This is a genomic window from Bacillus sp. T17B1 (genome assembly GCF_026796395.1).
In the GTDB taxonomy this organism is placed as follows: Bacteria; Bacillota; Bacilli; order Bacillales; family Bacillaceae; genus Bacillus; species Bacillus spizizenii_A.
In genome coordinates this window covers 14,191-31,228 of the sequence record NZ_JALAYA010000026.1, presented here as the reverse complement: position 1 = coordinate 31,228, position 17,038 = coordinate 14,191, and the positions used below count along the sequence as shown (strand labels likewise).

Below are 17,038 nucleotides of genomic sequence, written 5' to 3'. Positions count from 1 at the left end.
GTATATATGATACGGAACTCGCTCCCTCTTATACAATGTAACGTTATATTAGAGAATGTTAATTGGCATATTTATGAAATAAAAAAACCTTTTCCATCGAGGAAAGGGTTTGGTCTTTGTGCCTTTCACTCTTATCGCTCAAGGAATCATACAACCTTGCAACAGGTTAGCACCTTGGTTGTCTCACACAGTTCACATAATAAATGACAGAGAAACCGGTTGCTGGGCTTCATAGGGCCTGTCCCTCCGCCAGCTCGGGATAAGAGTATCCGCTCAATGAAATATCTTATCGTAAAAGGGTTTGCAATGTCAATATGATTCAGAAGAAATAGGCGCCTGTATTGAGGGAAAACATTGGAAAACGCACACACAAAAAACGTTAAATAGTATAGACTATTTGAAAATATATGTTATACTAATTCACAATTAGTATAACACAAAAAACGGTAAAGGAAGGTTTCATATATGAACTCAGTTGATTTAACCGCTGATTTACAAGCCTTATTAACAAGCCCAAATGTGCGTCATAATTTATCAGCAGCACAGCTTACAGAAAAAGTACTCTCCCGGAGCGAAGGGATGTTAACTTCTACGGGTGCTGTTCGGGCGACAACAGGCGCTTATACAGGACGCTCTCCTAAAGACAAATTTATCGTGGAGGAAGAAAGCACGAAGAATAAGATCGATTGGGGAACGGTGAATCAGCCGATTTCAGAAGAAGCGTTCGAGCGGCTGTACACGAAAGTCGTCAGCTATCTGAAACAGCGAGATGAGTTGTTTGTTTTTGAAGGATTTGCCGGCGCAGATGAAAAATACAGACTGCCGATCACCGTCGTAAATGAGTTCGCATGGCACAATTTATTTGCCAGACAGCTGTTTATCCGCCCGGAAGGCAATGATAAGAAAACAGTTGAACAGCCTTTTACCATTCTTTCTGCTCCGAAGTTCAAAGCCGATCCAAAAACAGACGGCACCCATTCCGAAACCTTTATTATTGTTTCTTTCGAAAAACGGACGATTTTAATCGGGGGAACAGAGTATGCCGGAGAAATGAAAAAGTCCATCTTCTCCATTATGAATTTCCTGCTCCCTGAAAGAGATATTTTATCTATGCATTGCTCTGCCAATGTCGGTGAAAAAGGCGATGTTGCCCTTTTCTTCGGATTGTCTGGTACAGGCAAGACCACTCTTTCAGCCGATGCTGACCGCAAACTGATCGGCGATGATGAACACGGATGGTCTGACACAGGCGTCTTTAATATTGAAGGCGGATGCTACGCCAAGTGCATTCATTTAAGCGAAGAAAAGGAGCCTCAGATCTTTAACGCGATCCGCTTTGGGGCTGTTCTCGAAAATGTTGTTGTTGATGAAGATACACGAGAAGCCAATTATGATGATTCCTTCTATACCGAAAATACGCGTGCGGCTTACCCGATTCATATGATTGACAACATCGTGACACCAAGCATGGCAGGCCACCCGTCAACAATTGTATTTTTGACGGCTGATGCATTCGGAGTCCTGCCCCCGATCAGCAAACTGACGAAGGAGCAGGCGATGTATCATTTCTTGAGCGGTTATACGAGCAAGCTAGCCGGAACCGAACGCGGTGTGACATCTCCTGAGACGACGTTTTCCACATGCTTCGGCTCACCGTTCCTGCCGCTTCCTGCTCACGTCTATGCTGAAATGCTCGGCAAAAAAATCGATGAACACGGTGCAGACGTTTTCTTAGTTAATACCGGCTGGACCGGCGGCGGCTACGGTACAGGCGAACGCATGAAGCTTTCTTACACAAGAGCAATGGTCAAAGCAGCGATTGAAGGCAAATTAGAGAATACAGATACGATAACTGACAATATTTTTGGCCTGCATATACCGGTCCATGTTCCTGGCGTTCCTGATCAAATCCTTCAGCCTGAAAACACGTGGAGCAACAAGAAAGATTACAGAGAAAAGGCTGTCTATCTCGCAAATGATTTCAAAGAGAATTTTAAAAAGTTCGCGCATACAGATGCCATTGCACTGGCAGGCGGCCCTCTCGTTTAAAAAGCAAAAGCCAAGAGCAATTACGCTCTTGGCTTGTTTTAATTGACAGAATGCAAAGAAGTCAGCTTGTACGTAATAATGGTCCGACCGTCTTCCCATTGAAGTTTCTGCACTTCAGCTGTGCCTGACTTTTCGCCGAACTTTGTTTTGCGCACATCCATCGGAATCTCCATCGGATACACACGGTATCCGTCTTTCTTTAACGTGAATATATTTTCATCTATGCGAACTTCTTTTCCTTTTGTCACAATCAGTGTATTAAATTCAACAGGCATTCCCAAAGTGAAATCCCCTTTCGTTCTCTTTTTGCTCTATCATAACATATTTCACCTTCAGCGGTTTTTCATCCATTGCGTGAGCTGCCGCACGATACGCCGGTTTTCTTTTGGCGGGAAATAATGTGTGAATGTACTGTAGTACCATGTTTCCACTGGCTTATGCAGCTGTTTTAGCTTTTCTTCAAGTAAATAGGAATGCTGAATCGAAACGTTTTCGTCTTTTTCTCCATGGATTAATAGCACGGGTGCCTGAATTTTGTAAAGTTGGTCGAACGGTGTTCTCCATTTGTATTCCTCAGGCACCTTTTTCGGTGTTCCGCCGATGACTCTTTTCATCATTCGCCGCAAATCTTGCCGCTCCTCATATGTAAGGATCATATCGCTGACGCCTCCCCAGGAAACAAATGAAGCAGCATGCCGGCCCATTTCAATCGCAGTGAGCATTCCCATAATGCCGCCGCGGGAAAAACCGAAAATATGTATTCTGTCCTTCTTGACATTCGGATGCTGCTGAAGCAGGTGAAAAGCGGAAAAAGCATCCTCCCTGTCTTCTCCTGCAAAGTCTTCATTCCCCTCGCCCCCTTGATTTCCTCTGTAAAAAGGAGCAAACACAACAAACCCTTGGGACGCAAACTGGATGATTCGGCCCGGCCGAACCATGCCCACGTTTTTAATCCCGCCGCGCAAATATAAAAATCCGTCATATTGTCCCGGTGCCGCCGGCTCAGCCAGAAGTCCCTTTACCCGTAAGCCATTCGAAAGATAGCAGATCGTATACAGACGCACATGCTGGCTTGGCGACGGAAATCTTCTTTTCTCAACAATCATAGCATCCGCCTCCTTTTTTTATATGCTTTCCTTACTCCAAAATTACATCCTGAGAACCTGATTAGGCATTCACACATTTTTATACCCATCATACGATATGTAAAGCAAAAAAGGATATTAACTTGATGCTAAATAAGGAGGTTGTCTATGTGAACAAATGGTTAAGGCTGGGCTGTGCCTGTGTCGGCAGTATATTTCTGATGATCGCCCTAGCGGCTTGCAAGCAGGAGGAAACGCTCACCAAAGTCAAAGTATCCGAAGTGACCCATTCAATTTTTTACGCGCCTTTATATGTTGCTGAGTCTAAAGGATTTTTCAAAGAAGAAGGGCTTGATGTCGATGTAAATACGACCTGGGGCGGCGACAAAACCATGACATCGCTTCTTTCAAACGGCTCAGACATCGCACTTGTCGGGGCAGAAACATCTATTTATGTAGAAGCGCAAGGGGCTAAAGATCCTGTCATTAATTTCGCCCAGCTGACTCAGACAGACGGAACCTTTCTCGTCGCGAGAGAAGATGTTGAAAAGTTCGAATGGGATCAGCTGAAAGGAAAAACGTTTCTCGGCCAAAGAAAAGGCGGCATGCCGCAAATGGTCGGCGAGTTTGTTCTGAACAACCATAAGATTGACCCGCACAAGGATATTGACCTCATCCAGAACATAGATTTCGCCAATATCGCCAATGCATTTGCTTCTGGAACAGGCGAGTATGTGCAGCTCTTTGAACCTCAAGCTTCACTCTTTGAGAAAAAAGGCATCGGCCATATCGTGGCTTCGTTCGGAGAACAATCAGGCCAGGTTCCTTACACGACTTTTATGGCAAAACAAAGCTATCTGAAAAAACATGAAGACACAGCCGTCAAGTTTACAAGAGCTATTTATAAGGCGCAGCAGTGGGTGGGAAAACACTCGGCGAAAGAAATCACAGACGCCATTAAAGATGAATTTGATGATACCGATCCAGAAGTCATTGAAACATCCATTGAACGATATAAAAAACAGCATTCGTATTCGCCAGACCCTCTTCTCAACGAAAAAGAATGGGAGCTGCTCCAAACCATTATGGATCAATCGGGAGAATTGCCGAAACATATTCCATACAATCAGCTTGTAAATAAACAAATTGCCGAAAAAGTCACCTCGGAAAAATAGGAGGCGCCATCTATGTCTTTCTTACATGTCGACCATGTAACCCATACTTATTTTTCTGTTAAAGAAAAAACGACGGCCGTACGGGATATTCATTTCAATGCCGAAAAAGGTGATTTCATTTCATTTCTCGGCCCAAGCGGCTGCGGAAAAACAACACTGCTTTCTATTATTGCCGGCCTGATTGAGCCCTCGGAAGGCAGAGTTCTGATTGAAGGCCGTGAGCCGAATCAAAAAGAACATAATATCGGCTACATGCTTCAACAGGATTACTTATTTCCCTGGAAATCTATCGAGGAAAATGTGCTTCTCGGTTTAAAAATCGCCGACACGCTGACGGAAGAAAGCAAGGCTGCTGCACTCGGTTTATTGCCGGAGTTCGGCCTCATAGATGTGGAGAAAAAATATCCGAAGGAGCTGTCGGGCGGAATGCGCCAGCGAGCCGCGCTTGCAAGAACTCTTGCGCCAAATCCAAGTCTGCTTTTGCTGGATGAGCCATTTTCCGCGCTTGATTTTCAGACAAAGCTGGCACTGGAAAATCTGGTATTCCGTACATTAAAGGAGTATCAAAAAACTGCAGTGCTTGTCACACATGATATTGGGGAAGCGATAGCGATGAGCGATACAATATTTTTATTTTCAAACCAGCCGGGCACCATCCATCAGATTTTTACCATTCCTAAAGAATTGGCCGCGATGATGCCTTTTGACGCCCGCCAGGAGCCATCCTTCCAGACGCTGTTTCAAACGATATGGAAGGAGCTGAATTCTCTTGAGAAACAGCAAAGAAACGATTGATCTGCTTCACGAGCAATATCAATTCAAACAGAAAAAGGAAAAACGGAATGTCCATTCCTTTCAGCTTGCCATATTTATTCTCTTTTTCGCGGGTTGGGAAATCTCCAGCAGGCTCGGCTGGATTGATCCGCTGATCTTCAGCTCTCCGTCAGCTGTATGGCATTTATTGCTGGAGAAGCTCGGTGACGGGTCTTTACTGTCCCACATCGGCGTCACTTTATTTGAAACGGTGCTTGGCTTTTTGCTTGGTACGTTTATGGGCACGTGCCTCGCTGCCTTGTTATGGTGGTCCAACCGGCTTGCCAGGATTTTAGATCCGTATCTTGTTATTCTGAATGCAATGCCCAAAGTGGCTCTCGGCCCGATCCTGATTGTCGCGCTCGGTCCCAGTTTTATCAGCATTATTGCGATGGGGGCCATCATCAGCGTTATTATCACAACCATCGTCGTGTACACTGCTTTCCAGGAAGTGGACGAAAACTATATAAAAGTCATGAAAACATTTGGCGCAAAAAAATGGGTCATTTTTAAAGAAGTGATTCTGCCCGCATCCTCTCCCGCTATTATTTCAACATTAAAAGTAAATGTCGGTTTATCATGGGTTGGCGTCATTGTAGGAGAATTCCTTGTTTCTAAGGTCGGATTAGGATATATGATTATTTATGGTTTCCAAGTCTTTAATTTTACACTCGTCTTCTTAAGTCTGCTGATCATCGCCATATTCGCCACTTTGATGTATCAGGGCGTAGAGCTGCTGGAAAAGAAATGGACGAAGGGCAGGGCATAAAAAAACCGGCAAATATGCCGGTTTTTTTATTCAATCCATCCAGCTTCTTTCAGTCTACTCAAACTGATCGGAAGAACGGAATCCTTCATAATAAAGCTGAACTTTTTATTGCGGGAAAGGTTCTCCGGAAGCTCATGAAACAAAACCGGGCCTTTCGTTTCATAGTAATCAGCTTGCTTTTCAAGCTTTTCTATAATTGCAAAATAGATATTTTTCACAATCACTTTTTCTTTACCGAGAACTTTATACTGTCCGAGGTATTTGAGGCTTTTCACTCTCGCGCCCGTCTCTTCCTTGACTTCCCGGAGCGCCGCCTCTTCTGCGCACTCCATCGGCTCTACTTTCCCGCCTGGAAACTCATAGCCTCTGTCCTCATGTTCTGTTAAAAGCCATTTGCCGCCAAAACGGCAAATCACCCAGACATGCTTCGGGCTGTCCGAGAAAGGCTGATCGTCAAAGGAAAGCTGAACAGTATTCTGATAATAATCTTTAAACTCGTACATGTTTATCCCTCAAATCCGTTCCTACTATCTTCCATACATCATACCACAGTTATGTTTCTTCGGAAGCCTTTAATCAAAAAATAAGGGAAACCCAGCACGCCATCAAGGACTAAAGCATGCAGACCAGCTCGTACAGTTTTTTGCTGTGCTTTTTGCCAGAATGTGCGACTGACGCTCTGGGCTTTATTATGACCCGTGAACAGGCAAAAGTTACGGTTTGCGTTTGAATTTATTTCTTAACGTTTCTAAAAGGTCGACAAGCATCTGAGGGACCGGTATACCGAGAGAGCTGGCTGTTACTACAATTTGCACAGATTCATAAAGAATATAAAACATAATAGCCAAGTCACGTATTGACCCCTGTGTATTCAGCAGCTGATCAAAAAAGTGGCATACAGAGATCAGAGCCAGCGTGACTAATTTTTTGACAAGCCGGGCAAATACCTTTTTAAACGCCAACCTGTTAATAATCGTTTCCTTCAAGGTCGTACTGATAAATTCAATTGCCATTAGAGAGAGCAAAATCAGAAATGAATACTGAAAACCTCCGAAGAAAAACCCCGCTGCTGAAACGCTGACTGCTATTAATGAAAAGATGCCAAAGTCTCTATCCATTTATCCCAACATCCTTTCACAGAAACGGCCTTACGATATTCTATGGAAAACAAGCCGAACGGATTGGATTTTTCAGAAAAATGGACTAGTTGTCGCCTATTTTTTTGAATGTAAAATTAAAAGCCGGACGTCTAATTATAAGACATCCGGCTCTACTTTTTTTGGACTTAACCCAGGTAAGCTTTCAGCATCCAGTTGTGTTTTTCAATATTTTGATGGATCGCAAGAAGCATGTCTCCTGTTGTTTCATCACCGACTTCATCAGCTAAATCCATGCCGTTTTTCAGCTCTTCCCCAATGATTGTGAAATCATCATATACGCTTTGAACCATTTGTTCAGCCGTTTCATTTCCTGACGCTTCCTTTACAGAAGCCGTTTCCAGGGATTCCTTCATTGTCGCAATCGGTTTACCGTCCAGCGCCAAAAGACGTTCTGCTAAGTCGTCAATATAAGTTGCTGTTTCGTTATACAGCTCCTCAAACTTTTCATGAAGAGTGAAGAAATCTTTCCCTTTCACATACCAGTGATAATTATGTAGTTTCACATACATGACTGTCCAGTTGGCTACTTGTTTGTTCACTGCTTGAATCAATTGTTCTGACATGATTATCTTCCTCCTTGTTATATGACTATGTATACCCTCTATATCGTACGTCAAAACCTCTTTTTTACCCTTATCTGTCAAGATTTCTTTTCCTATGCTACAATTGTTAAAAAACGGGAGGTGGTGGAATGTCATGGCGCTTCTCATTACAATAAGTATCTTGATTGTGCTGGCTGTTTTGCTTGTCACCATTTGGACGACTGTCAAAGCTTATAATGTTAAACACACCATTGATCCTCCGCAAGAAACTCGTGTTGATTCAAAAAATCAATGATTATGTGAATGCGCGTCTTCAGACTGATTGCTGACAGCATCGGCGTCACCGACTTGGACTTTTAAGGTCGGCATGCTATGCTGTTTTTTTGCTGTGACATGGGATTGGACAGTGTAGACACCAGCTTCCTTAAACGTTGTTTCCAATCGATATATGCCCTTTTCTTGTTTCGCTTTAAACATTTGGCTGGCGTCTTTCTCTCCTTCTTTCCACACTTCAAACTCCACTTCATCGGCATCCGTCACCGCTTCGTTACCATATGATACCGCTGCTTCATACGCGGCGCTTTCTCCTGGATTTACTTTTTCAGGGCCAGTCAGCTTGACATCCAATACCTCAGGCGTCTCAGCTGCAGTATTTGCTTTGTTTTCACCAGTACCGCATCCATTAAGCAAAAAAGCAGAAAAAAGCAGAACAACCAACATCTTTTTCATGCCATCACCCTTTCATCATTTACATAAATAGTAGCAAACGCTTACAGCAAATGGTAGCAAAAAAATGACACGACACAAAAAAGACCTTTTTGCATAAGCGCAAAAAGGTCCCTTACTGTTTAACCAAATACTTTCAGCAATTCTTCTTTATCCTGTGACAGCCAAAAACGCATTAAACGTTTAGCGCCTTCCAGATCATGAAGCTTCGCTTGGCCGCACTGCTTTTCATTCGCAGCCGGAATCTCGGTAATCTCTACCGCTTCCTTCATTGTGTCTTCAAGCAGATCAACGATTTCTTCTGATGTCGGCTCTCCGCTCACAACAAGATAATAGCCTGTTTGGCAGCCCATTGGAGAAATATCAATGATATCAAAATGATCGTATTTCTCAGCGTGAGAACGAATCGTAAACGCGAGCAAATGCTCAAGTGTGTGAATGGTGTCAGGCTTCATCGCCTGTTTATTTGGCTGGCAAAAACGAATATCAAATTTATTTACAACGCCGTCTGTTCCTACTTTATGCACGCCGCAATGTCTTACATATGGAGCAACAACCGCATTATGATCAAGCTCAAAACTTTCTACTGAAGGCATAATGGCACTCTCCTTTTAAAAAAATGTACATTCATTATAACACACCTTTCCGATAAGAATTATCAAATAACTTTTCAATCTGTGTTTTTTTTCTTATACTTGCATCAGAAAGGTTGCTGAAGACATATGAAAACCCTATTTATCGCGCTGATCAGAGGATATCAAAAATTCATTTCTCCCTTGACGCCCCCAACATGCCGCTTTTATCCGACTTGTTCTCAATATGGAATCGAAGCGATTAAAACGCATGGCGCTTTAAAAGGCGGCTGGCTGACAATCATACGGATTTTGAAATGCCATCCGTTCCATCCGGGAGGGGTCGATCCTGTTCCTGAAAAGAAACGAAAGCATTAATCGTTATAGCCGTTCACGACAACATCCAGTTTTCCTGTCTCAGGATCGATGACTAAACCATGGACAGGCACATTTTCCGGGAACAGCGGATGATGTTTAATGACGTTCACGCTGTCTTTTACGCTCGCTTCCACTGAATCGAAGCTTTTAAACCATTGATCAAAGTCAACTCCGGAGTACTTCAATGTTTCAATCCGTTCTTCCGGAATTCCTCTTTCCTTTATTCTATCAAGCATGCTTTCACTGCTGATTTTGCTCATGCCGCAATCGTGATGCCCGATCACACATACCTCATCTGCGTTGAGCTCGTACACAGCAACGAGCAAACTTCTCATGATGCTTCCGAATGGGTGTGTCACAAGCGCACCGGCACTTTTAATGATTTTCACGTCACCGTTTCGCATATTCATTGCATGCGGCAACAATTCAACCAAACGAGTGTCCATGCAAGAAAGAATCGCCATTTTTTTATCCGGGAATTTTGATGTTTGATACTTTTCGTACTCCCTATGTTCAGTAAATGTCTTGTTAAAATCAAGAATATCATTTAGAAGGCTCATAGCTAACTGTATTCCTTTCTGGTCTTTTTACTCTCAAATATATCACAGCATTTGTCTTTTCGTCATCTTATCAAAAATTAAACTGGGCAAGAAAAAAGACAAACCCTCAGGGTCTGCCTCATTTTCCCATATTATAACGTTTTTTGAACTGCTCCACCCTTCCGCCTTTTTCATTGAATTTCTGGCGGCCTGTATAAAACGGATGCGTGTCAGAGCTGACCTCTACTTTAATGACCGGATATGTGTTGCCGTCTTCCCACTCTGCTGTTTCATGAGATGTTTTAGTAGAGGTGCTAAGAAAACGGTAGCCGCTGTTGATATCCTGAAATATGACTTTATGGTTCTTTGGATGAATTCCTTCTTTCATGTATATCTCCCTTCCTCAAATCGTAATAATTACGTTTTATTTTATATCCTCACAGACGTTTTGTCAATCTTCCTACATCCTTCCCTGCGTCTTTGCATTGTAAACCTCATCGCATTTAAGAATAGGAAGAATAATCTAGCCGAGGAAGCAAATAATAAACCCAAAATACATACAGAACGTCTTTTTAGAAAGGTGGTTTATGATTGTGGATGATTTAGTTTTGGCCAGAAGCCTTTTTGGCACGACAATGGGCTTTCATATCATTTTCGCAACGCTTGGAGTAGGTCTGCCGCTCATGATTTTAGTGGCAGAATTGATCTATCAAAAAACGAAAGATGACCATTATGCGATCATGGCAAAAAGATGGACGAAAGCACAAGCCGTTTTGCTGGGGGTCGCCATACCGACCGGGACGATTGCGGGCACTCAGCTCGCGCTTTTATGGCCCGGTTTTATGGAGGTCATCGGCCGGGTCATGTCCCTGCCGTTTCAAATTGAGATTTATGCTTTTTTTATTGAAGCCCTTTTCATGTCGATTTATGTATACGCCGCAGACCGCTTGTCACCTGCAATGAGGATTGTTGCCGTTTTCTTTGTGTTAGTTGGGGCAGCAGCATCAGCTGTTCTGATCACGAATGTCCATGCCTTTGAAGGAACGCCGGCTGGTTTTAAAATTTCAAACGGAAAAATTACAGATGTTGATCCGTGGGCTGCATTCTTCAACCCAAGCTTTTTTATCACCGCAGGACATGTCGTTTTATCCGCATTTATGACGGGCGCGTTTATTGTTGCTTCTGTTGCTGCATATAAAATGATTCGGTCGAGAAAAAAGGAAACGGTCTATCGCTTTCACCGGAAAGCCCTTTTGCTTGCACTGACGATCGGCGGCATTTTTTCACTGCTGACCGCTTTGAACGGGCACGAATCCGCACAAATGCTGTACGAATATCAGCCTGAAAAATTAGCAGGCGCCGAAGGCTTGTTTGAAACAAGATCTCACGCCCCTCTTGCTATCGGAGGTTTTACAGACCCGAAGGAAGAGAAAGTAAAATGGGCCATCGAGATTCCATGGGCGTTAAGCTTTCTGGCAGCGAACCGCTTTGATACTGTTGTAAAGGGATTAAATGCATTTCCTAGAGACGAATGGCCGCCGCTCTTCATTCACACGCTGTTTAATGCGATGGTCGGCGTAGGAATGCTGCTTATTCTTTATTCCATTATCGGTGTGGTCTGGAGAAAGGTACTCAAGAAAGACCGCTTCCCAACGTGGCTATTGGTCATTTTCATTACAGCAGGCCCTTTTAGTCTCATCGGCATTGAATTCGGCTGGATTTTCGCCTGTACGGGAAGGCAGCCTTGGGTCATCTATCATCTCCTAAAAACGTCGGATGTCGTGACAACGACTGGCTCGATCGGGGTGCTCTTTTTATTTTTCACATTTGTTTACGCCGTGTTAGGCGCAGCTGTCGTCTATGTGCTGCTGTACTATTTCCGCAAGCACCCGGTTGACGAGGATTTAAATACTGCGGAGTCGTAATGGCTCCGCAAACAGGAAACCAAATGGAAGGAAGATCGACAAATGGACATTTCAACTGACGCTCTGATCGCCATCTCAATTATCTGGGGCTTTGTGTTTATTTACGCCGTCATGGCGACTATGGATTTTGGAGCGGGATTTTGGTCTATGATCTATTTAAACAAGGAGCACATGAAGGCCACCGATATTGCGAACCGCTTTCTGTCCCCGACTTGGGAGGTCACAAACGTTTTTATTGTGGCCATCGTCGTGGCGCTCTTCAGCTTTTTTCCTGGCGCGACATTTGTGCTCGGAACCGTTTTATTAATTCCCGGCAGCATGATTTTACTTTTTTTAGCGATTCGAAGCGGTTTTCTCGTTTTTTCTAACACAGCAAAGGAGCGGAAGATATTAAGATATATTTCCGGTATCTCCGGCTTTATCATCCCTGCTATTTTAATATTAGTGCTTCCTGTGACACACGGAGGGTTTATAGAAAAAACGAACGGAATCTATAACTTGAACATGTCTAAAATCTTTTCAAGCCCCAATGCCTACTCATTTATCGGGTTTGCAATTTTAAGCACTTTGTTTTTGTCTTCGCTGCTGCTTGCTGATTTTTCAAATGTGGCGGAGGAACAGGACGCGTACCGCGCCTACAGAAAAAGCGCCTTGATTACAGGCCCAATTTCACTCCTATTTGCTGTTAGCATTATAATGACATTGCGGAATGAAGCAAACTGGCTGTACAGCGGAATGATGAATGATTTCTCTTGGATTATTGCATCGTTCATTACATTTGTCATCGCGGGAATCGCACTTTTTCTGCCAAACAAGAGCTTTGGCAAAAACATCGGAAAGCCGCGGCTTGCACTTGTCGCGATTGCAATCCAGTATTTTCTGGCAAGCTACGCGTACGGACGGGCGCATCTCCCGTATATGATTTATCCCGATGTGACAATCATGTCGGGTTTCACAGAGCCAGCAACGTTCAGAGCGCTGTTTGCGACGTATATCGTTGCATTTATCATTCTCTTTCCAGGATTTTATTTTTTCTGGAAAATGTTTATGCGAGATAAACGGTATATCCGCCAAGAGGAATAGCGGACATACCCGACGGCTATACTAAGCCAGAACCTTTATAAGGAGGGGATGGCATGGAGCAGAAAATTCTATGCGAAGTCAACAACTGTTCTTATTGGGGCAAAGGAAACAAATGCACCGCTGATGCCATTTATGTTGTCAGCCATACTGGTGAAACGGCTGAAAACAGCCAGGAAACGGACTGCAAAACGTTTAAGCCGCATGATTTGTAATCATAAGAAAGAGCTGCGTCAGCCAGCTCTTTCTTTTTTCATGTTCAGTGTTCTCAGCTTTTTTGTCATGATCCCGTTTGCAGGCGAAAACAAAATGGCGCCGGCATAACATACACCTGTCATGGCCGCCATTGCTCCGGAAATTGAAACATTAAGCCATGTTGCGAAGAAATAGCCCATAAACGCCGACAGCCCGCCGATCAGCGCGCTGAGAATCAGCATATAAAGCAGCCGGTCCGTCAGCAAATGAGCCGCAGCAGGTGGGACAATCAGCATGGCTACAACCAAGACAGCACCAACCGAATCAAAGGAAGCAACGGTCGTTAGCGACAACATGCCCATTTGCACATAATGAATCAGCAAAACCGGTATCCCCAGAGCTAAAGCCATTTGCGGATCAAACGAAGCGATTTTGAATTCCTTATAGCACACACTGATCAACAAGACATTTAAAACTAGGACAGATGCCAGCATCCAAAACGCTTTCGGCCCGATGTCAACTCCGAATACTGAGAGCGTATTCCATGGCACAAACGTGATATCTCCCATTAACGAGTGCTCAATATCGAGATGGACATTCGCTCCATACACAGAAAGCAAAATAACGCCAACTGCAAATAAAGATGTAAACACAACTCCTATCGCGGCATCAGATTGAACCCCTTTGCTGTGAAGAAGCTGAACCAAAAATGCCGTTAACAGACCAGAAATTGCAGCGCCGATCAACATAGGAATTCCGTCAAGACTTCCTGTCACAAGAAAAGCACCGACAATGCCAAGCAACACTGTATGGCTGATCGCGTCGGCCAGCATCGCCATTCTTCTCAACACGAGAAATGTTCCGATCAATGCGCAGCTTACACCGACTAGTACACCTGTAGCTATAATCCATGCTTCAAAACTCATTTGCGATCTGTCCTTTCCCGGTATCAGTAGCCGCCTTTTGAAGCTTAGGCATCCGGTCATACAGCTTTAAGAGTGAAAGAAGCCGCTCTCTTGTTTCCCCAGGCAAACGATCCGGGTCAAAATGATCCTGATCAATTTCCAGATTCGCAAGCTCCATTTCGTGCATGAGGTACATTTCATACATCCGATGCTTCAAAGCCATGTGATAGCCCTTTTCTATCCCGGTACGTGTTATTTGCCAAATCCCATTTTCAACCCGCACGATGCACCTCTCTTTTTCCAAGCCATTCAATACCTTATGGCATAATGAAGGGGATAGGCGCCTTGTCTTTCTAACACGTTCAGCTATTATATAAAGATCGTTCTTTTCATACTGCTCATATATCGTCAGCAGCACCTGCTCCCTGCTTGTTTTGCGCCGCAGCCTGATCAGCCTTATTGCTTTTGCAGCCAATCCCCGCTTAGGCGCGCAAATCATTGAAAATAGAAAAATCACTGTTGCTGATAAGATCATTAATGGCCCTGTCGCCATCCCCTTCATCGTCGTGCTCAGCAAGGTTCCGGCCACACCGCTGACCCCGCCTGTGACCCCGGCAATGACTAACATTCCGGTAAATCTTTCGGTCCAAAACCTTGCAGCTATGCCAGGTGTAATTAGCATAGCTGCCATTAATATCACACCAACTGCCTGAAGCCCGATGACGACAGCACAGACGATAAGGCAAGCCAAAAGCCCGTTTAAAAAACGCACCGGCAGTCCCAATCCCTTTGCAAACGCGAGATCGAAAGTAATCAACGTAAACTCCTTAAAGAAAACTACACAAAGGAGCAATAGAACAGCTGATATTCCTGCAATCAAAATGATATCCTGCCTGACCAATGAAGCGGCCTGGCCGAATAAAAAAGAATCAAGCCCGCTTTGACTTCCTGTTCCCTGCTGCTGAATATATGTCAGTAGTATGATCCCAACGCCAAAAAACACTGAGAGAACAATCCCGATTGCCGAGTCCTCTTTTGTTTTTGAAAGCCGTGGAATCAGCTGAATACACCACGTTCCGAGCAGCCCGGCAAGCGCTGCCCCCAGCAAAAAGAAAGGCAGTGATTTTTGCCCGGTAAACAAAAAAGCGAGACACACTCCCGGCAGAGCTGAATGGGCCATTGCATCGCCGATTAAACTTTGCTTTCTAAGCAGCACAAAGCTGCCCAAAACACCGCTTGCCGCTCCCAGCAAAAGCGTTCCAGCCAGCACCCACTGTGTATTCGGGTGCTGGAGCTGCAGCCACAAACTTTCAAACAATACTCTCACCCCTTATGTCCTTCTGCCAGCACTTTATCTTTTAGAAATGTCAGCCTTCCTCCATACGTTTTCTGCAAGTTTTCGATTGTAAAAACATTTTTCGCAGGTCCGAAAGCGATTTTTCTTAGATGAAGCAGTAGAATCCAATCGAAATAATCCTCGGCAGTCTGCAGATCATGGTGGACGACAAGCACTGTTTTTCCTTTTTCTTTCAGTTCTGCCAAAAGCGTCATAATTGCCCGCTCCGTCGCTGCATCAACGCCGGCAAACGGTTCATCCATAAAATAAATGTCAGCGTCCTGGCATAGTGCCCTGGCAAGAAACACCCTCTGCTGCTGGCCTCCTGACAGCTGGCTGATCTGCCTCTTCGCATAATCAAGCATCCCGACTTTTTCTAAAGCAGCCTTCGCCATATCCACGTCGGCTTTTTTCGGCCTTTTCAATAAGCCAATCCGGCCGTATCTCCCCATTAGCACGACATCGAGCGCGTTTGTGGGAAAATCCCAGTCAACTGAACCTCGCTGCGGAACGTATCCGATTCTTGTCCGGTGATCCTTATAGTCTTTGCCGTAAATAGAGATGTCTCCTGACGCCCTGGGCACAAGACCGAGAATGGTTTTGATCAAGGTTGATTTGCCCGCGCCGTTTGGACCGATAATGCCAATCAGTTTTCCTTCAGGGACCTGCAGCGAAATGTCCTGCAGAACAGGCTTTTTATGGTAGGCGACCGTTACATTATCGAGCTCAACAGGGAACATGTCCCTCACCTCTTTTCTTTATTTAAGCTCATTAGTAATAGTGTTAATGTTGTGGCGGAACATTCCTTCGTATGTGCCTTCTTTTGTGCCTTTTTCACCCATGGCATCTGAATAGAGCTGACCGCCGATTGTGACTGTATGGCCTTTTTCTTTAGCCCCTTCCACGACTGCATTTATTGATTTTTCAGACACACTGCTTTCTACAAAAACAGCTTTTATTTGTTTTTCTGTTAGGAGATCGACAAGTTCTTGAACATCCTTCAATCCGTAATCCGAATCTGTGCTTAGTCCCTGCAGGCCTTTCACCTGAAAACCATACTCTTTCCCCAAATACGCAAAGGCATCGTGAGCCGTAACAAGCACACGGCTTTTCTCCGGAATGTGTGTGATCTCCTGACGCGCCCATTTATCTAAATATTGCAAATCTTCTTTGTACTCTTTGGCATTTTTCTTAAAATCATTCGCGTGCTCAGGCATCGCCTTACTGAATTGCGTTTCGATTTCATCCACCGCATAGATCCATAACGGAATGCTGAACCAAACGTGGGGATCAAACGTCTTACCTGCTCCGGCAGAAATAAGCTTGCTTTTCGGTATGGCCTCAGTAATTGCCGCTGCTTGTTTTTGTTCGCCTATTTTTTGAAGAACATCCTCCATTTTCCCTTCCAAATTCAATCCGCTGTAAAGCACAACATCGGCTGACATTAATTTTTTCGTATCAGCTTGTGAGGCTTTGTAAAGATGCGGATCGACCCCTGGTCCCATTAAAGAGGTGACTTTTACATGCTTTCCTCCAATGTTTTCGGCTGCATCGGCAATTTGGGATGTTGTTGCCGTTACCTGCAATCGCTGATCGTTGCTTTTCCCGGCTGAATCGGTACCGCATCCTGTTAACGCAAAGCAAGCGGAAAGTACTGCTGCCTTCAGTAACTGTTTCATCATTTCCCTCCTCCTTGCCACAATGTCCGATTGTATTATCTTATGTTTTTATTTCTTAGACATGTGACATTAAATTAGCCAAAAGCATATTTTATTTAGACAGGACAAAA

At 44.2% G+C, this 17,038-nt stretch carries 22 protein-coding genes and 1 riboswitch; of the genes, 9 read left to right on the top strand and 13 right to left on the bottom strand.

The window, feature by feature from the left end:
* Positions 1-128 precede the first annotated feature (128 nt).
* Positions 129-266: riboswitch (SAM riboswitch) on the bottom strand.
* A 199-nt stretch (positions 267-465) separates the two neighbouring features.
* A complete protein-coding gene (gene pckA, locus MOF34_RS13250; RefSeq protein WP_268400456.1) occupies positions 466-2,049 on the top strand; it encodes a phosphoenolpyruvate carboxykinase (ATP) in 1,584 nt (527 codons plus the stop codon).
* Between the two features lie 38 nt (positions 2,050-2,087).
* Here pckA and MOF34_RS13245 read toward each other — a convergent pair whose 3' ends face one another.
* Together MOF34_RS13245 and MOF34_RS13240 are read right to left on the bottom strand one after the other, a co-directional pair.
* Positions 2,088-2,330 carry a DUF2584 domain-containing protein gene (locus MOF34_RS13245; RefSeq protein WP_268400455.1) on the bottom strand — a complete coding sequence of 81 codons (243 nt, stop codon included), beginning with the start codon at positions 2,328-2,330 and terminating at the stop codon, positions 2,088-2,090.
* 51 nt (positions 2,331-2,381) lie between these two features.
* Entirely contained in the window at positions 2,382-3,155 is a 774-nt protein-coding gene (locus tag MOF34_RS13240) for a prolyl oligopeptidase family serine peptidase (RefSeq protein ID WP_268400454.1), read from the bottom strand.
* A 149-nt stretch (positions 3,156-3,304) separates the two neighbouring features.
* Between MOF34_RS13240 and MOF34_RS13235 the strand changes: the two genes are divergently transcribed.
* From MOF34_RS13235 to MOF34_RS13225, 3 genes are read left to right on the top strand one after another with little or no spacing between them, the layout of a single operon-like run.
* Positions 3,305-4,309 carry an ABC transporter substrate-binding protein gene (locus MOF34_RS13235; RefSeq protein WP_268400453.1) on the top strand — a complete coding sequence of 335 codons (1,005 nt, stop codon included), beginning with the start codon at positions 3,305-3,307 and terminating at the stop codon, positions 4,307-4,309.
* 12 nt (positions 4,310-4,321) lie between these two features.
* Complete coding sequence (locus MOF34_RS13230) at positions 4,322-5,104, top strand: ABC transporter ATP-binding protein (protein ID WP_019715467.1); 783 nt, start codon at positions 4,322-4,324, stop codon at positions 5,102-5,104.
* Positions 5,079-5,891 (top strand): ABC transporter permease, encoded by an 813-nt coding sequence (locus MOF34_RS13225; RefSeq protein ID WP_019715468.1) that lies wholly within the window; start codon positions 5,079-5,081, stop codon positions 5,889-5,891. Before MOF34_RS13230 ends, MOF34_RS13225 begins: the two co-directional genes overlap by 26 nt.
* Positions 5,892-5,917: 26 nt before the next feature.
* Here MOF34_RS13225 and ytkD read toward each other — a convergent pair whose 3' ends face one another.
* From ytkD to MOF34_RS13210, 3 genes are all read right to left on the bottom strand, one after another.
* A complete protein-coding gene (gene ytkD, locus MOF34_RS13220; protein ID WP_268400452.1) occupies positions 5,918-6,394 on the bottom strand; it encodes an RNA deprotection pyrophosphohydrolase in 477 nt (158 codons plus the stop codon).
* Positions 6,395-6,604: 210 nt separating this feature from the next.
* Entirely contained in the window at positions 6,605-7,009 is a 405-nt protein-coding gene (locus MOF34_RS13215) for a phage holin family protein (RefSeq protein ID WP_019715470.1), read from the bottom strand.
* A 167-nt stretch (positions 7,010-7,176) separates the two neighbouring features.
* Positions 7,177-7,614, bottom strand: a complete 438-nt coding sequence (locus tag MOF34_RS13210; RefSeq protein ID WP_019715471.1) for a Dps family protein — start codon at positions 7,612-7,614, stop codon at positions 7,177-7,179.
* 133 nt (positions 7,615-7,747) lie between these two features.
* Here MOF34_RS13210 and ytzI point away from each other — a divergent pair, with 133 nt between their 5' ends.
* Complete coding sequence (ytzI, locus tag MOF34_RS13205; RefSeq protein WP_019715472.1) at positions 7,748-7,888, top strand: YtzI protein; 141 nt, start codon at positions 7,748-7,750, stop codon at positions 7,886-7,888.
* Here ytzI and MOF34_RS13200 read toward each other — a convergent pair.
* Both MOF34_RS13200 and MOF34_RS13195 read right to left on the bottom strand, forming a co-directional pair.
* The gene (locus tag MOF34_RS13200; RefSeq protein WP_019715473.1) at positions 7,882-8,322 is read right to left on the bottom strand and encodes a FixH family protein; all 441 of its coding nucleotides are present in this window, start codon (positions 8,320-8,322) and stop codon (positions 7,882-7,884) included. The two genes, ytzI and MOF34_RS13200, sit on opposite strands and share 7 nt — an antisense overlap.
* A 119-nt stretch (positions 8,323-8,441) precedes the next feature.
* Positions 8,442-8,915, bottom strand: a complete 474-nt coding sequence (locus MOF34_RS13195; protein WP_019715474.1) for an S-ribosylhomocysteine lyase — start codon at positions 8,913-8,915, stop codon at positions 8,442-8,444.
* A gap of 126 nt (positions 8,916-9,041) precedes the next feature.
* Between MOF34_RS13195 and yidD the strand changes: the two genes are divergently transcribed.
* The gene (gene yidD, locus MOF34_RS13190) at positions 9,042-9,269 is read left to right on the top strand and encodes a membrane protein insertion efficiency factor YidD (RefSeq protein ID WP_019715475.1); all 228 of its coding nucleotides are present in this window, start codon (positions 9,042-9,044) and stop codon (positions 9,267-9,269) included.
* Here yidD and MOF34_RS13185 read toward each other — a convergent pair.
* Positions 9,266-9,829, bottom strand: a complete 564-nt coding sequence (locus tag MOF34_RS13185; RefSeq protein ID WP_019715476.1) for a beta-class carbonic anhydrase — start codon at positions 9,827-9,829, stop codon at positions 9,266-9,268. The two genes, yidD and MOF34_RS13185, sit on opposite strands and share 4 nt — an antisense overlap.
* Before the next feature lie 118 nt (positions 9,830-9,947).
* Entirely contained in the window at positions 9,948-10,196 is a 249-nt protein-coding gene (locus MOF34_RS13180; RefSeq protein ID WP_019715477.1) for a type B 50S ribosomal protein L31, read from the bottom strand.
* 205 nt (positions 10,197-10,401) lie between these two features.
* Between MOF34_RS13180 and MOF34_RS13175 the strand changes: the two genes are divergently transcribed.
* From MOF34_RS13175 to MOF34_RS13165, 3 genes are read left to right on the top strand one after another with little or no spacing between them, the layout of a single operon-like run.
* A complete protein-coding gene (locus MOF34_RS13175; protein WP_029317102.1) occupies positions 10,402-11,733 on the top strand; it encodes a cytochrome ubiquinol oxidase subunit I in 1,332 nt (443 codons plus the stop codon).
* 42 nt (positions 11,734-11,775) lie between these two features.
* Entirely contained in the window at positions 11,776-12,816 is a 1,041-nt protein-coding gene (locus MOF34_RS13170; protein WP_019715479.1) for a cytochrome d ubiquinol oxidase subunit II, read from the top strand.
* A 53-nt stretch (positions 12,817-12,869) separates the two neighbouring features.
* Positions 12,870-13,028, top strand: a complete 159-nt coding sequence (locus MOF34_RS13165) for a DUF1540 domain-containing protein (protein ID WP_003219337.1) — start codon at positions 12,870-12,872, stop codon at positions 13,026-13,028.
* Between the two features lie 18 nt (positions 13,029-13,046).
* Here the strand turns inward: MOF34_RS13165 and MOF34_RS13160 are convergent, their stop codons facing one another.
* From MOF34_RS13160 to MOF34_RS13145, 4 genes are read right to left on the bottom strand one after another with little or no spacing between them, the layout of a single operon-like run.
* On the bottom strand, positions 13,047-13,934 hold the full coding sequence (locus MOF34_RS13160) for a metal ABC transporter permease (RefSeq protein WP_268400450.1): 888 nt from the start codon (positions 13,932-13,934) through the stop codon (positions 13,047-13,049).
* A complete protein-coding gene (locus MOF34_RS13155) occupies positions 13,924-15,231 on the bottom strand; it encodes a metal ABC transporter permease (protein WP_268400449.1) in 1,308 nt (435 codons plus the stop codon). The genes MOF34_RS13160 and MOF34_RS13155 overlap by 11 nt, the downstream gene beginning before the upstream one ends.
* Positions 15,232-15,236: 5 nt before the next feature.
* Positions 15,237-15,989 (bottom strand): manganese ABC transporter ATP-binding protein MntB, encoded by a 753-nt coding sequence (mntB, locus tag MOF34_RS13150; protein WP_268400448.1) that lies wholly within the window; start codon positions 15,987-15,989, stop codon positions 15,237-15,239.
* Between the two features lie 18 nt (positions 15,990-16,007).
* Positions 16,008-16,928, bottom strand: coding sequence for a metal ABC transporter solute-binding protein, Zn/Mn family (locus MOF34_RS13145; RefSeq protein ID WP_268400447.1), 921 nt, complete (start codon positions 16,926-16,928; stop codon positions 16,008-16,010).
* Positions 16,929-17,038: the final 110 nt, after the last annotated feature.